The sequence below is a fragment of the Psychrobacillus sp. BL-248-WT-3 genome, assembly GCF_012843435.1.
Taxonomy (GTDB): domain Bacteria; phylum Bacillota; class Bacilli; order Bacillales_A; family Planococcaceae; genus Psychrobacillus.
Window position 1 is genome coordinate 148394 of the sequence record NZ_JABAFC010000002.1, and the last position, 16192, is coordinate 164585.

Below are 16192 nucleotides of genomic sequence, written 5' to 3' on the forward strand. Positions count from 1 at the left end.
ATTTACAATCCTGTAACAATTCAAGCGTCTAAAAAAGATTAAAATTTGACAATAAAAGCTACTTTATATAGAAAAAAATGATAGTGTACTAATTATTAAAAATGTTGAAACCTTCTGAATTTAGATACGTATAACTACTAAAGAAGTTATTAAATGGAAAAGTGGTGAGAAAAATAGAACAAATTTTCTTGTATGGTTTAATTGTAATTGGTCTTATTACTATTCTTTATGTGTTATTTGCAGATGCAATAGACGGCATGGAAGCAGGGATTTTTAATCCGACTACAATTCTCTCCTTTCTATTATTCATTTGTGCAGCGGGTTTTATTCTCCTTAAAGTTACTAATTGGAGTGAAACCGTTATAATTACCGTGGCTGTAGGGATATCCATCTTTTTAACCTTTTTACTGTACTTCTTTGTACTTTTACCTCTCTCCTCAGCCGAAGTCTCTACAGCCTACACAAACGAGTCATTACTAGGGCAAGTCGGAAAGGTTATTGTTCCTATACCCTCAAACGGGTATGGTGAAATCACAATTGAGACAGTAAATGGACTCATCGCTAAAAGAGCTACTGGTTTAGACAATGAAGAGATTGAATATGAAAAACAGGTCTTAATAATTGAAGTGAAAGACGGCACTTTTTTAGTAAAAGAATATGTGCCTTTTATAAAATAAAAAGGGGGATTTTAAATGGGCTTGGAAATGTTAGTTGTAATAGGGGTTGTTGTATTCGTAGTTTTAATCATGCTGGCTGTCTATATAACCAAATATAAAACGGTTGGTCCTGATGAAGCCTTAATCGTTACAGGGAGCTACTTAGGCTCTAAAAATGTTCATACAGATGACTCGGGCAATCGCATTAAGATTATTAGAGGTGGCGGTACATTCGTATTTCCTGTATTCCAGCAAAGTGAACCTCTTAGTCTATTATCAAGTAAACTAGAAGTTACAACACCTGAAGTGTATACCGAGCAGGGTGTTCCAGTTATGGCGGATGGGACCGCTATTATTAAAATCGGAGGTTCCATTTCAGAAATTGCAACTGCAGCTGAGCAGTTTTTAGGGAAATCTAAACAGGACAGAGAAAATGAAGCAAAAGAAGTATTAGAAGGTCATCTTCGCTCCATTTTAGGGTCAATGACAGTTGAGGAAATATATAAAAATAGAGATAAGTTCTCGCAAGAGGTACAACGTGTTGCGTCGCAGGATTTAGCAAAAATGGGTCTTATTATAGTTTCTTTTACAATCAAAGATGTTCGAGATAAAAATGGTTATTTAGATTCTCTAGGTAAGCCAAGAATCGCACAAGTTAAGCGTGATGCGGATATAGCTACAGCAGAAGCAGAAAAGGAAACACGTATTAAACGTGCAATGGCTTCGAAGGAAGCTCAAAAAGCTGAAATTGAACGAGCAACGGAAATCGCAGAAGCAGAAAAAGACAATCTGTTAAAGGTTGCAGAATACCGACGAGAGCAAGACATTGCTAAGGCACGTGCCGACCAAGCCTATGAGTTGGAGACGGCAAGGTCTAAGCAAGAAGTAACAGAGCAGGAAATGCAAATTCAAATTATTGAACGTCAAAAGCAAATTGAGCTTGAAGAGAAAGAGATATTGCGTCGTGAAAAGCAATATGATTCAGAGGTAAAGAAAAAGGCAGATGCAGACCGTTATGCTATTGAACAAAATGCTGCTGCATCCAAGTCTCGTGAAATGGCAGAGGCAGATGCAGAAAAATATCGCATTGAGGCAAAAGCGAAAGCAGATGCAGAAAAAGTACGTTTAGACGGTTTAGCAAAAGCTGACTCGCAACGTGCGCAAGGTGAATCAGAAGCAGATATAATTCGACTGAAGGGACTTGCAGAAGCTGAAGCTAAACAAAAAATTGCTGAAGCGTTTGATCTGTATGGGCAAGCTGCAGTTCTAGATATGGTTGTTAAAATGCTACCAGAATATGCTAAACAAATTGCTAGTCCACTTTCAAATATCGATAAGATAACTGTAGTAGATACTGGTGGAGGAGAAGGCGGAGGTGCCAATAAGGTTACCTCATACGCTACAAATCTTATGTCTACCCTACAAGAAACTCTAAAGGCTTCCTCAGGAATTGATGTGAAGAATATGCTAGAAAACTATGCTGGAAAGGGTAATATAAGACCGAGCATTGAGCAATTGACACAGGAAGTGAAAAAAGCGAACGAAGAAACAAAAGTACGCGAGGTACAAGAGGTATAACATTTAAAAAAACGGACTTTCCTAAGTTGGAAGTCCGTTTTTTATATTTCCTTTCATAAAGAACCCTATCATGATTAAACACGAACGTTATTTCTTTTATAAATTGGTAGTGACCGGCTGACACTCAAAAGTGATCTCTTACACAAATAGTTATTTCATACATACTCCATAGAGATAGGGAAGACCTATCATAAGACCCGGTAGGCAATTAATTGGAAAACTCATTTCTAATCATTTTTTAATAAAAGCATATAAATGCCTTTATTATTTTTTTGATTGTTCGTGTTTCATAAAAACTTCAGAATTATGAAATTGATTCTACTATTAACTAAATGTATAATTAAGGTTAGATTGTCGAATGTTGTAGAATTGTGGAGGGACAATGATACTTACAAAAGAACAAATTCACGATATTAGAGAAAAGCAGAGTCTACCTAGGGTAGTTACTGATAAAACAATTACAACTTATATTGGAAGCTCAGACGATATTTCTTATGCGCTTTATACACTCACCCCTGCAAGCACTACCTGGATTTATTCTAACCCATGTAATGAAAGCAATTACGTAGAAAAATATTATATTTTAGCTGGCAGTTTAAAAATAGTGTACTGGAACCAACATAAAATACTTCGGCCAGGTGATCTACTAGATTTAGTCATGCTAAATACGCTAATTACTTGTCAGGCAAAGGAAGAAGTGCACATTTTAATAGAAATGACTAAAAAATATTTTACCCAAAACTTCCTTGAGAGAGGTATTATTCATCGGGATGCTCTCCGTATTCAAGAAGTGGATGGTTATACTTATCATCATTGTGCGCGGATTAGAGACTATTCAATTGAACTTTGGAAAAGGTTGAATCCAAACAAAGTAGGAGTCCGTAGATTGTTCCTGGGCTCTTATTTCCATGATATAGGGAAACTAGCTATCCCTATTGAAATTCTTAATAAGCCAGGGAAGCTAACAGAGGATGAATGGAAAATTGTGAAAATGCATACAACGTTAGGCGCTGAAATGATGAGGAATCATGAAATTTCCTGCATCAGGGAAGCTGCTTTTATTGTCGAACAGCATCATGAAAGGTATGATGGAAAAGGATATCCTTTTGGACTTATGGGAGAGGAAATTTCCTTAGAAGCTTCTATTGTCTCTGTGGTGGATGCATTTGATGCAATGACTACTAATCGGGTTTACCGTGGGGCTATGACCTTTGAAGAAGCTATACTCGAAATAAAGAGAGGCAGAGGAACTCAATTTAATCCAAAGGTTCTAGATGAATTTCTCGAAATGTTGCAAGAAAAAAATAATCAGTGGTAAATGAAAAGGAGAGAAAAAAATGTCTTATCGTATTGAACGTGATTCTATGGGAGAAATTAAAGTTCCACAAGATAGTCTTTGGGGAGCTCAAACACAAAGATCTAAAGAAAACTTTAAAATTGGTACAGAAAAAATGCCTATTGGAGTAGTACATGGATTAGCTCTATTAAAGAAATCAGCGGCAATCGTTAGTCATTCTCTTGGTAATCTATCAGAAGTAAAAAAAGATGCTATCGCAGCTGCAGCTGATGAAATACTAGCAGGAAGGCTAGACCATCATTTTCCATTAGTTGTATGGCAAACTGGTAGTGGTACGCAGTCTAATATGAATGTTAACGAAGTCATTGCCAATAGAGGTAATCAACTATTAGAGGAAAAAGGTAGTGAAGAGAGACTTCACCCAAATGATGATGTAAACAAATCCCAAAGCTCTAACGATACTTTCCCCACTGCACTTCATATTGCTGGAGTACTCGCAGTCGAAAAAGAGTTATTGCCTGCAATTGACGTTTTAAAAGAGACGTTGGGTAAAAAATCTGAACAGTTTATGGATATCATTAAAATTGGACGTACGCATCTACAAGATGCAACGCCACTGTCTCTTGGCCAAGAATTCAGTGGGTGGCATAGAATGCTTGAAAAGTCTTCTAAAATGATTAATACAGCAGTGGAAGATATGAAAGAGCTTGCAGTTGGAGGTACAGCTGTAGGTACCGGTTTGAATGCTCCAAAAGGTTTTGGAGATTTAGTAGCAGCAGAAATTTCTAAAGAGCTAGGAATAGAATTTACTTCAGCTAAGAACAAATTCCATGCTTTGACAAGCTATGATGACGTTGTTTATGTACACGGTGCTGTGAAGGCACTTGCAGCTGATTTAATGAAGATTGCTAATGATGTACGTTTACTTGCAAGTGGTCCTCGTTCTGGTATCGGAGAGATCTCTATTCCGGAAAATGAACCAGGAAGCTCTATTATGCCTGGTAAAGTAAATCCTACTCAAAGTGAAGCAATGACGATGGTAGTAGCCCAAGTGATGGGGAATGATACTTCAATCAGTTTTGCAGCGAGTCAAGGGAACTATCAATTAAATGTCTTCAAGCCTGTAATTATTCATAACTTCTTACAATCCGTTCGCTTATTAAGTGATGCAATTATTAGCTTCAATAATAACTGTGCAGTAGGGATTGAACCAAACTTAGAAACAATTAAACATCATGTTAATAATTCTCTAATGCTTGTAACTGCTTTGAATCCATACATTGGCTATGAGAATGCTGCAAAAATTGCTAAGCATGCACACAAAAATGGTACAACTTTAAAAGAAGCAGCTATCGAATTAGAGCTGTTAACTGCTGACAAGTTTGATGAAATTGTTAGACCAGAAAAAATGATTTAAATGAGGTATATATGAAAAAAATTCTATTTTTATTATTTTGTTTAATGTTGGTGCTTGCTGCCTGTGGTCAAAAAGAAGAAAGTCACAAGACTGCAGAAGAAGTGGATCATCAGGAACATAATCACGACCATACGACTCATTTAGCTAATGGGGATATTCAGGAAACTACTTCTTCAACTGATGTGCTTCCGAAGTTTCTAGAAAAACAACCTGAAAATATGCAGCTGATTTATCAAGCTGCAGCAAAAGCTAATGAGGTACTCAAGTGGATGCCTTGTTACTGTGGTTGCGGCGATAGTGCGGGCCATAGAAGTAACTTCAACTGTTTTGTACAGGAAATTAAAGAAAATGGTGAAGTAGTATGGGATGACCATGGTACTCGCTGTGCAGCGTGCTTAGAAACTGCCGTTGCCTCTATTAACATGGTTCAAGAAGGTAAGTCACTTATAGAAATTCGCCAGGCCATAGACGAGGCTTATCAAGAAGGCTACTCTAAACCAACTGACACACCAATGCCCTCTTAAAATATAACTGCTCCTTCTCGCTTATAAGTGAGGGGAGCAGTTTTTTTATTGTTTAGGAAATTATAGAATTCTGAACCTGTGGGTAATTTGATGTCTAGCTTCATCGCCTTGCCCCTCGGGGTCAAATGGATAAAAGCTCCGGTGGCTGAGGAACTGCCTCCTAGCTTTTCTCCATTTGCCTGTCGGGGCAGACATAGGCGCTTGCGCTTTTCTTGTGCACCAAATTCATGAATTTAGTTGTCTTTCTTAAGAATTTCTTCATTTTTATCCTTCCTGAATGTTAAGAAACGTTAACTATAATGAATAGAAGGTAACAAGGAAGGGGTATTGCATGATACATGTAAAGAATGTCAATCATACATTTTTAATTGGAAAGAAAGGAAAAGAGAAGAAGGTGCCTGTACTAAAGAATCTCTCCTTTGACGTACAACAAGGAGAAATTGTGGCGGTAGTTGGGAAAAGTGGTTCGGGTAAGTCTACTTTATTGAACACGCTTGCAGGCTTTATGAGTCCAGAACAAGGGTCTATTCTTATAAATGGTCAAGAGACTGTTAAGTTAAATGAAACCGAAAGAGCAGCCTTTCGCTTAAATAATTTCGGCTTTATCTTTCAAAACTTTCAGCTGATGCCTGGTTTAACTGCTTTTGAAAATGTGGAGCTGCCATTAAAGCTGAAAGGAATTTCTGCTAAAAAACGTAAAGTAACCGTCCTTCAAATTATGAAAAAGGTAGGTCTAGATTCTGTGTCCGATCATTATCCAAATGAATTGTCTGGTGGGCAGCAACAGCGGGTTAGTATAGCTCGTGCATTAATCACGAGTCCCCCTATTTTATTAGCAGATGAGCCAACCGGTAGCCTAGACTCAGAGACAGAGCAGGACATTCTACTTCTCATTCAAGAACTCAATCAGACTATGGGGATCACGTTTGTTATTATCACTCATGATGAAGAGGTAGCTAGTATCGCACACCGCAAGTTAAAGATGCACGACGGAGAACTTAGGAAGGAGGATATGTCTCATGTTATTTAAGGATCAGCTAGAATTTGTATCCCAGCATATTAAGAAAAATAAACTCCGAGTATTTATGACAGTGCTTGCCGCAACAATGGGTTGTGCATTTTTAATCGTTCTAGCTTCTATAGGGTTTGGTGTACAAGATATGATGCGTTCTGAAATTTTAGAGGACCAAGCTATTACAGAGGTAGAAGTGTATGGTAACGAAGGCGTAATCGATTATGAGGAAATAAAAAATATAGATTCGGTCGGAGCAGTTGTTCAACGTGCTAGCATAGACGTCGAAACTGTTTTCAAATTAGAGGATAGAACAATTTTTGGAAACTCCAAGCTAACGAATTTTAAAGAAGAAACAAATTCAAACCTTTCATTATCCGAGGGTAGAATGCCTAAAGATGGTAATGAAATTATTGTTGGCTATCACTTCGCAGAAAACTTGTGGACAGAACAAGAGCGTACAACTTGGGAAGATGGAGCAGCAGAGGATGGAGAAATACCGAAAGGGTATGAAGAATCCATAATAGGTAAAGAGGTTACTCTAGCCATGAAGCCATATGGTCAAGAGGATACTTTTCCAGAACAATGGACGTTTACAATTGTAGGGGTTACTAAGCAACCAGCAAAAGACTGGATAGTCGATAAAATTGTCCTAATGGATGAATCTTGGACGGAAACATTAATGGCGTCCTATACAGCGAATGTAGCGGAGGTACCAGAAGAGGTTCTATACACAGAAACGAAAGTTTTTACTGCTAGTCTAGAGGACGTCAAGGCTGCAACAGATGAACTTAAAGAGATGGGTTACAGTGTTTACTCTGTTTCCGAGCAATTGGAGCAGTTAGATGTATTTTTTATGGCGTTTAAAATAGGACTTATATTTGTAGGCACGATTGCAGTTTTAATTTCATCTATAGGTATCTTTAATACAATGACAATGGCGGTTACAGAGAGAACAAGAGAAATTGGAGTGATGAAAGCAATTGGGGCTAGCCCAAAATTGATCAGACGACTGTTTCTCATGGAAAGTGCATGGATCGGTATTATTGGAACTGTGCTTGCAGTAATTATTTCTTATGTAGTGAGTTATTTAGCTAATCTAGTCTTGCCAATTGTTGTGGGCATGGCATTAGAGGAGGAGAGTATTGCGGGAATGAATTTAACGTTTTCGTTAATCCCTTGGCAACTTGTAGCTATTGCGTCTTGCATAAGTATTGGAGTAGCTATGATCTCTGGATGGAGACCAGCTAAGAAAGCAACTAAAATAGATGTAATTCAGGCTTTGCGACAAGAGCTATAACATAAAAGAGTGAACGGATGCGTTTAAGCATCGGTTCACTCTTTTTATGCAAAAGCTTTATTAAAGAAAAAGTTGATGCATAGCGAAATGGTATGGTGACAAGACCCTATATCTGATGGTAGCAGAACTTGCGTTAACGAATTAAAAGTGGAGATTAAGCGTTTACCATTAAATCAATTTAATGACAACATAATAGTGGGATAAGATGTGATACAATCATACATGTTCTTCAAACAAAGATATTGAAATGTCATAAAGACACTTGTTAAATAAATAACATACCATGAAAAGAGGGAATAAATTGTCTATTTTAAACGGATTACTTGGAAATGCTTCCGAAACAAATGTAGATACAGTAGAAAAAGAGTTAAGTGAAATCCTGATTCAAGGTGAAAAGGTAGAACATGCTTATAAATTAGTGCGTGATCTAATTGTATTTACATCCAAAAGACTGCTTTTGGTAGATAAGCAAGGGATGTCAGGAAAAAAAGTAGAATATCATTCTATACCTTATTCATCCATTTTACATTTTAGTGTGGAAACAGCAGGCAGTATGATGGATTTAGATGCGGAGTTAAAAATCTTTATCTCCGGAAGTGCTGAGCCTATCCAAAAACGTTTTAATAAGAGTCTAAACATCTTTAAAGTGCAGCAAGTATTAGCTACTTATACGTTAAAATAATTTCAGTATAAAGACCAAAAAACTTGAAGGGATCGAACCCTTCAAGTTTTTTTGCTATCCAAAATATTAATTCGGGGCAGAGATAGGCGATGAAGCTTTTCTTGGTGTCTAGCTTCATCGCCTTGCCCCTCGGGTCAAATGGTAAAAAGCTCCGGTGGCTGAAGAGCTGCCTCCTCGCATTTTCCCATTTGCCTGTCGGGGCAGGGCAGGCGATGAAGCTTTTCTTCTAAGATGGGTCAATTGTAAAGTATGCGATAAATAGTATAAAGACTACCACCAGGTTTAGTAAGTTATATTTCATCCTTGAGATTGTCTGTTCAAATTTCCCTGACTTTTTTACAACAGTAATGCCTACATAAATTATTAATATAGCGATGAGTATAGAGAAAATAGGTTGCAGGGGATATACTCTTACATTTAAAAAATGAACAATTATCACTGCAATAGCCATTACTATGCCATATACCACTTTTTGATAAGTTGGATCTTTCATATGTTCTCTCCTTGGATTGTCATGATTAGTCTATATTCAAGTATTCCTTAAGTTCATTTTCTAGAAACGGTTGAGCTTTTAGCATCTGTTTAAATTGTTTATAAGCTTCTATTTGCTCGTTGGTTGGTTTACCATCTGTTTTATAGGCACGGATTAAAATATTTTTGGGTGTATTTTCCATATCTATAAACTCCACTAATTGAGCCTCGTAGCCTACCATATTCAATATTTCAGCGCGAATTGAATCTGTAGCAAGTGCTGAAAAGCGTTCTTTTATTAGTCCATGCTTGAGCATAATGTTTAACTCAGGGGCATCAAGCTGTCTATTTAACTCGTGCTGACAGCAAGGTACACTTAAAATGACGTTAGCATTCCACTTAACCGCTCGGGCAAGTGCCATATCAGTTGCAACATCACAAGCATGTAAGGTAACAACCATGTCTACGGCAGTTTCATCGTTATAATCGTTAATATCTCCTACCAAAAATTCCAAATGGTCATAATCTAGATCTTTAGCTATTTGTGAACATTCTTCAATTACTTCCTTTTTTAAGTCAAGGCCGGTAACACGAATGTCTAATCCCTTTTCAATTTTTAAATAGTGATAAAGGGCAAACGTTAAATAGGATTTACCAGAGCCAAAATCTAGAATACGAACGGTTTTATCCTTTGGTAAATAAGCCAAAGTATCATCTATAAATTCAATAAAACGATTAATTTGTTTAAATTTATCGTACTTTTGTTTTTTTACTTTTCCTTCAGAGGTTTGAACTCCTAATCGGATTAAAAAAGGATAAGCTGTATGCTCGTCTAACAAGTAGTTTTTTTTACGATTATGAGATAAATCCACTTGTTTCAATGATGTGTTTTTTTCAGTTTTATACATCACTTTATTTTTCTTAGAAAGTTGTATTTGAATTTTTTCCTCAAGAAAATCACCGTGAATTTGGCGGAAATCCTCCAGTAACTTTTCCCATGTTGAAGAGAATTCTTCTATTCGAATATTTTCGTGCTTTAAAATACGTTCGTATTGGTATTCTAATTGGATGTGGTACATATTTTTTATTTCAATAGGCTTTAGTTTGATGCGCTTTATTTCATTAGATTTAGCCCTTGGTTGGCTTATTGTTGCTTGAATCAGCTGTTTAGATAAGATTTGCTTTAATACGTTGTCTTTCATTTCGTTGAATTCCATATAATCGCCTTCTTTTTCGTAAGATACTTGAAATTAGTGTATCACAACGACATATTTCATAGATAGATTAGCTATCGTATAAGAAGAGTTAAAACGTCTATATACCTTTTATAATATCAGAATTTTATGATAATATTAGTGGTGAGTAGTCAATCGAAAGGGGAGATTGGGTTGTTAAATGAAAAAACAATTGGGGAGATAGTAAAGGAAGCCGCAAGTAAGTTTCCTGACAAAGAGGCTTATGTGTACCCTAAGCATGGGATTCGTAAAACTTATAAAGAGTTTGATATGGAAACTGACGAGCTTGCTAAAGCATTTATTGGCATGGGTGTTCAAAAAGGAGAACATATTGCCATTTGGTCAGACAATAAAAGAGAATGGCTATTAAGCCAATTTGCAACTGGAAAAATGGGAGCAGTTTTAGTAACGGTTAATACAAACTATCAGGAAAAAGAACTGGAATATCTATTACAGCAATCAGATGCTACTACTCTTATTTTATGTGAATCCTTTAAAACTACTTCTTATCTCGACATTATTCGTGCAATTTGCCCTCAAATAAATACAGCAGAAAAAGGGAATATTCAATCTGAAAAACTTCCCTATTTAAAACGAGTGATTGTAATGAGTGAAAATGACTACCCAGGAATTTATAAATGGTCGGAGTTCGTTGAATTTGCAAAGCAAGTATCGAATGAGACTTTAGAGGATGCAATGAGAGCGACTCATAATGATGAAGTCATTAATATTCAATATACTTCTGGAACGACTGGATTTCCAAAGGGAGTAATGCTTTCCCATAAAAATATAGTTAACAATGGTCAGCTTGTAGGAGACTACATTCATCTAACGGAACATGACCGTCTTTGTATACCTGTACCCTTCTTTCATTGCTTCGGTTGTGTCATGGGAACAATTGCTTCAGTAACACATGGGACTACAATGGTAATCATTGAACAATTTGATGCAGGGAAAGTGTTGAAAATAGTGCAGGATGAGAAATGTACTGCTTTACACGGAGTACCAACCATGTTCATCGCTGAATTAAATCATCCAGATTTTAAGCAATTTGATTTAACTACCTTACGTACTGGAATAATGGCTGGTTCTATATGTCCGATAGAAGTTATGAAGAAGGTGATGGAAGACATGGGTGCAACTGAAATTACCATTGCCTATGGACAAACTGAATCCTCGCCAGTTATTACGCAAACTAAAACAGATGATTCAATTGAAAAAAGAGTGTCCTCAGTTGGAAAAGCTCATCCTGGAGTAGAAGTGAAAATAATAGATCCAGCAACAGGAGAGGATACCCCTGCAGGAGTACCTGGGGAACTATGTACAAGAGGATATTTAGTGATGAAAGGTTACTATAAAAATGAAGAAGCAACAAAATCGACAATTGATGACAACGGTTGGCTCCACACTGGCGATATTGCCGTAATGGATGACGAAGGTTATATCGACATAACCGGGAGAATCAAGGATATGGTAATTCGAGGTGGTGAGAATATTTATCCGAAAGAAGTAGAAGAATTTCTTTATCAGCATCCAGCTATTCAAGACGTACAGGTTGTGGGTGTACCAGACCCGAAATATGGAGAAGAGCTAATGGCTTGGGTAATTCTAAAAACAGGAAAAAGCTTGACGTCAGATGATTTGAAGGAATACTGTAAAGGGAAAATATCTTATCATAAAATACCAAGATATATTGAATTCATCGATGCATACCCAATGACAGCATCAGGGAAGATCCAGAAATTCTTACTGAGAGAAATGTCAAAAGAGAAAATAGAAGCATAGCCACCAAGAAAAGCGAAACCGCCTATGTCTGCCCCGACAGGCAAATGGGGGAAAGTGAGGAGGCAGTTCCTCAGCCACCGGAGCTTTTACCCATTTGACCCCGAGGGGCAAGGCGGTGCAGCTAGCCACCAAGAAAAGCGAAACCGCCTATGTCTGCCCCGACAGGCAAATGGGAAAAAGCGAGGAGGCAGTTCCTCGCAGTTCATGTTCCCTAGAATTAGTATTAGTGTGATCTGAGCTTACACTTAGGATTTAAGCACCGAGGTTATAATCGGTGCTTTTTTCAGTTTTCCTGTATACTTAATTTAATAAAAGGATAATTTTGAGATAAGAGGTGAATGTATGTTTTTAGACCATATTGTTCATTTTGTAAATAAAAAACCTACAGAAGTGGCCGAAGATTGGCAACAGCAAGGAGTTCATGCCGTGGTTGGTGGACAGCATTTAAACTGGGGGACGTATAATGCGCTTCTTTATACGAAAAATAGTTATGTAGAATGGTTAGCGATGGAAGAGGAACAGGTAGCTAGGCGTGTAGTACACCCTTTAGTAGAATTAATGCTCCATGATTTAAAAGAAGGTTCAGGTTTTGGAACGATTTGCATTAGGGCAAACGATTTGGAAGTACTTAGAAAAGACTTAGAAAATAAAGGTATAGAAACAACAGGAGTATTGTATGCTGAAAGAAAGACAGCTGCTGGATCTTTACGTAAATGGAAAATGCTATTTATTAAAGAAGAAGTTAGTGACAGCTTACCTGCGCCATTTTTTATAGAGTGGGAAGAAACGGATGATGAAAGATATGAGTTGCTTCAGAAGGAGGGAACAGTGAACAATAGTAATCTCCAACTTACCATTGAGAGCTGTGAGTTTCATGTAGCAAATCCAAGGGAAGTAATAGAGAAATGGACTAGCTATCTGAATGTTACTTACGATCACCAAACGTTATTCTTACCAAATACAAATTTAATATTTAAACAGCTGAAACAAGGGACTAAAGAAAGGCTTGTTAGTGTGCAAATTAAAGGCCTCCCTAACCAAGAAGCTATAATTTACGAACAAGGAGTATATCGTTTCGATTAAGAGGAGGATTTTATAATGGAACAGTTAGATGAAAGAGCAATTGTAGTTGCAGTTAAGCTACAAAAAGATGAGCATTTCGAATACGAATTAGAGGAGCTTATTAATTTAGCTGCAGCTTTAGATGTGGAGGTTGTTGGTGAAATCACTCAAAATTTAGAGCGAGTGACATCTTCTCATTATGTAGGAACAGGTAAAGTAGAGGAGATAAAAAATCTCTTCGATGCTACAGATGCAAATCTCGTTATATTTAACGATGAACTTTCTCCATCCCAAATAAGGAATCTAGAGCGGGATTTAGAATGCAAGGTAATAGATCGTACTATGCTAATTTTAGACATTTTTGCAAGACGTGCAAAATCTAATGAGGCACAAATGCAAGTGGAACTAGCACAACTTCAATATATGCTACCGAGACTTGTCGGTCTGCGAGCCTCCCTTGGTCGTCAGGGTGGTAGTACGGGCGGAGGAGTTAGTAACCGTGGTGCTGGGGAAACAAAGCTAGAGCTGGATCGTCGTAAAATCGAAGACCAAATAGCAAAGCTGAAGAGAGAGCTAGAACTAGTTAAGGATCAAAGGGAAACGCAAAGAAAGCAACGTAAAAAAAATAATATACCTGTTGTTTCTCTAGTTGGCTATACCAACGCCGGAAAGTCTACGATTATGAACCAACTGCTTCAAAAGATTGGACAAGAACAATCGAAGCAGGTATTTGAGAAAGACATGCTATTTGCTACATTGGAAACTTCCGTCCGTCAGATTAAACTACCAGACCAAAAGGAATTCCTATTAACTGATACAGTAGGATTTGTCAGTAAACTACCCCATCATCTAGTGAAGGCATTCCGATCAACACTCGAGGAGGCAAGGGACGCTAATCTACTATTACACGTGGTCGATGTTTCTAATGATGAACACCGATATATGATGGATGTGACGAATGAAACGCTACTTGAAGTAGGAGTAAAGGACGTTCCAACAATTTTTGTTTACAATAAATCCGATTTAGCAGACATGATGTACCCACACGTTGCAGGAAGTAATATTTGGATATCTGCAAAAGATGGGAAAGGTTTAGATGAACTACTAGATATTATAAAAAAATATATATTCTCTGACTATGTTCAGTGCGATCTGCTAATTCCATTTGATCGAGGAGATATCGTTTCATATCTGAATGAGAAAGCCACGGTTAAGTCGACCTCATATGAGGAAGAAGGAACGCTAGTACACGTGGAATTAAAAAAATCAGATTATGATCGTTTAGAGGAATTTGTGTATCAACCATAAAAAGAAGAAGCTCCGAATAAATTTCGGAGCTTCTTCTTTTTTTATGCTGTTTTTTCAAATTAGCTCAGTATATTATAGTTTAAACTTGTTGAAACTGTATGTTATGAAGTCTTGCAAAAATACCTTCTTTAGCCACAAGCTCGTTATATGATCCATCTTCAGCAATTCCATCCTCAGTTACTACAATTACCCGGTCCGCGTCTCTAATTGTTGCTAAGCGGTGGGCAATTATAAGAGTTGTACGATCCTCTGCCAACTCCATTAGTGATTGCTGGATAATTTTTTCTGTTTCTGTATCGAGAGCAGAAGTTGCCTCATCCAAAATGAGAATAGGCGGATTCTTTAAAAACATTCGAGCTATTGCCAGTCTTTGTTTTTGTCCACCTGACAATTTTAGTCCACGCTCTCCTATTTGTGTATCATACCCAGCTGGTAAGGAAGCGATTAAGCTTTCTAAATGTGCTTTCTTAGCTGCGCTACGAATTTCCTCTTCCGTAGCATCCTTTTTTCCATAAGCAATATTTTCTCGAATGGTGCCGGTAAACAAAAATACATCCTGTTGGACTATTCCGATTTGTGAGCGGAGTGATTGAAGCGATAAATCTTGTATATTGATCCCATCAACAGAAATTGCCCCGTCACTAACATCGTAAAAACGAGGTATTAAGGAACAAATGGTTGTTTTCCCTGCCCCGGAAGGGCCAACAAACGCTACTGTTTCACCAGCACGTATGGAAAGGTTAATATCCTTTAACACAGTTTTGTGCTCATCGTATTGGAAGCTAACATTACTAAAGGAAATATTACCGTTTAAATGATTTACTTGAATTGCATTCGGTTTATCTTCGATTTCAGGCTCTTGCTCCACTAATTCTAAGAAGCGCTTAAATCCAGCCATTCCTTTTGGATATAATTCCAATAAAGCGGTAATTTTATCCACTGGCTTAATTAGTACATTTACATATAAAATAAAACTTACTAGCTCTCCATAAGTTATGTAGTTTTGAAATGAGAACCATGCTCCTACTACCAGGACAACTAAAGTTACTAGCCTTGTCATCATATAGATGGTAGAATGAGTACCTGCCATGACTTTGTAAGCTTTTAGTTTCGCTATTCGGAATTGTGAATTATCTTCCTTGAATCTTGAAATTTCAAAATTTTCATTTGTAAAGGATTGAACAACTCGTACTCCGGAAACGCTGTCTTCTACTCTTGCATTGACGTCAGCGATTTTCCCGTACATATTTTTCCAAGCTTTATTCATCATGATATTCCCATAGGTTGCTACAATAGATAAAAATGGAACCATTATAATAGCAATAATAGCCAACTCGGGATTAATGTTGAACATAATAGTGAAGGTGCCTATAATAGTCATTATGGCAATAAATAGGTCCTCGGGTCCATGGTGTGCTAGTTCTCCGATATCAAACAGGTCATTTGTGATTCTACTCATAATGTGGCCCGTTTTCGTGTTATCAAAAAAACGGAATGATTGTCGTTGGACATGGTTGAATAGTTTTTGTCTCATATCCGTCTCAATGTTAATACCTAACTTGTGCCCCAAGTAGCTCACGATATATTGGAGTACAGTACTAATAATATAGACGAATAAGAGAACTATACCTACACGCACAATTGTCTCCCAATTTCCTGAGGGCAGAAGGTCATCGATAAACCATTGCACAGCTACTGGAAATGCTAGTTCTAAAATTGCAACAAAAACGGCACTGCTAAAATCAATAATAAATAATCGTTTATGTGGTTTGTAAAATGAAAAAAATTTCTTGAGCATTTCGTATCCCCTTTTCATTATCATAACGACTATTATAACGAATAATTTCAGTTGTCGAAATATTATA

15 protein-coding genes are annotated in these 16192 nt (G+C 37.2%); 11 read left to right on the forward strand and 4 right to left on the reverse strand.

Going from position 1 to position 16192, the window contains the following annotated elements:
• Positions 1 to 164: 164 nt before the first annotated feature.
• The 8 genes from HF876_RS02525 to HF876_RS02560 all read left to right on the forward strand — a co-directional run bounded on the left by HF876_RS02525 (position 165) and on the right by HF876_RS02560 (position 8466).
• Positions 165 to 677, forward strand: a complete 513-nt coding sequence (locus HF876_RS02525) for an NfeD family membrane protein (protein WP_251553297.1) — start codon at positions 165 to 167, stop codon at positions 675 to 677.
• Positions 678 to 692: 15 nt separating this feature from the next.
• Positions 693 to 2234 (forward strand): flotillin family protein, encoded by a 1542-nt coding sequence (locus tag HF876_RS02530; RefSeq protein ID WP_169358473.1) that lies wholly within the window; start codon positions 693 to 695, stop codon positions 2232 to 2234.
• A gap of 382 nt (positions 2235 to 2616) precedes the next feature.
• Positions 2617 to 3552 carry an HD-GYP domain-containing protein gene (locus HF876_RS02535; protein WP_169358474.1) on the forward strand — a complete coding sequence of 312 codons (936 nt, stop codon included), beginning with the start codon at positions 2617 to 2619 and terminating at the stop codon, positions 3550 to 3552.
• 19 nt (positions 3553 to 3571) lie between these two features.
• Complete coding sequence (gene fumC, locus HF876_RS02540) at positions 3572 to 4948, forward strand: class II fumarate hydratase (RefSeq protein ID WP_169358475.1); 1377 nt, start codon at positions 3572 to 3574, stop codon at positions 4946 to 4948.
• Between the two features lie 11 nt (positions 4949 to 4959).
• Positions 4960 to 5472: a PCYCGC motif-containing (lipo)protein gene (locus tag HF876_RS02545; protein WP_169358476.1), complete on the forward strand. Its 513-nt coding sequence runs from the start codon at positions 4960 to 4962 to the stop codon at positions 5470 to 5472.
• A gap of 331 nt (positions 5473 to 5803) precedes the next feature.
• Positions 5804 to 6502, forward strand: coding sequence for an ABC transporter ATP-binding protein (locus HF876_RS02550; RefSeq protein ID WP_169358477.1), 699 nt, complete (start codon positions 5804 to 5806; stop codon positions 6500 to 6502).
• Positions 6492 to 7784 carry an ABC transporter permease gene (locus HF876_RS02555; RefSeq protein WP_169358478.1) on the forward strand — a complete coding sequence of 431 codons (1293 nt, stop codon included), beginning with the start codon at positions 6492 to 6494 and terminating at the stop codon, positions 7782 to 7784. Before HF876_RS02550 ends, HF876_RS02555 begins: the two co-directional genes overlap by 11 nt.
• 301 nt (positions 7785 to 8085) lie before the next feature.
• A complete protein-coding gene (locus tag HF876_RS02560) occupies positions 8086 to 8466 on the forward strand; it encodes a PH domain-containing protein (protein ID WP_169358479.1) in 381 nt (126 codons plus the stop codon).
• Here the strand turns inward: HF876_RS02560 and HF876_RS02565 are convergent.
• From HF876_RS02565 to HF876_RS02575, 3 genes are all read right to left on the reverse strand, one after another.
• On the reverse strand, positions 8447 to 8584 hold the full coding sequence (locus tag HF876_RS02565; RefSeq protein ID WP_169358480.1) for a hypothetical protein: 138 nt from the start codon (positions 8582 to 8584) through the stop codon (positions 8447 to 8449). The two genes, HF876_RS02560 and HF876_RS02565, sit on opposite strands and share 20 nt — an antisense overlap.
• A gap of 108 nt (positions 8585 to 8692) precedes the next feature.
• Complete coding sequence (locus HF876_RS02570; protein WP_169358481.1) at positions 8693 to 8959, reverse strand: hypothetical protein; 267 nt, start codon at positions 8957 to 8959, stop codon at positions 8693 to 8695.
• 25 nt (positions 8960 to 8984) lie between these two features.
• A complete protein-coding gene (locus HF876_RS02575; protein WP_169358482.1) occupies positions 8985 to 10154 on the reverse strand; it encodes a class I SAM-dependent methyltransferase in 1170 nt (389 codons plus the stop codon).
• A gap of 126 nt (positions 10155 to 10280) precedes the next feature.
• On the opposite strand from HF876_RS02575, the gene HF876_RS02580 reads away from it, so the two are divergent.
• From HF876_RS02580 to hflX, 3 genes are all read left to right on the forward strand, one after another.
• Complete coding sequence (locus HF876_RS02580) at positions 10281 to 11957, forward strand: AMP-binding protein (RefSeq protein WP_205963973.1); 1677 nt, start codon at positions 10281 to 10283, stop codon at positions 11955 to 11957.
• Positions 11958 to 12299: 342 nt separating this feature from the next.
• On the forward strand, positions 12300 to 13040 hold the full coding sequence (locus HF876_RS02585; protein WP_169358483.1) for a VOC family protein: 741 nt from the start codon (positions 12300 to 12302) through the stop codon (positions 13038 to 13040).
• 15 nt (positions 13041 to 13055) lie between these two features.
• Complete coding sequence (hflX, locus tag HF876_RS02590) at positions 13056 to 14327, forward strand: GTPase HflX (RefSeq protein WP_169358484.1); 1272 nt, start codon at positions 13056 to 13058, stop codon at positions 14325 to 14327.
• A 79-nt stretch (positions 14328 to 14406) separates the two neighbouring features.
• Here hflX and HF876_RS02595 read toward each other — a convergent pair whose 3' ends face one another.
• A complete protein-coding gene (locus HF876_RS02595; protein ID WP_169358485.1) occupies positions 14407 to 16125 on the reverse strand; it encodes an ABC transporter ATP-binding protein in 1719 nt (572 codons plus the stop codon).
• Positions 16126 to 16192 lie beyond the last annotated feature (67 nt).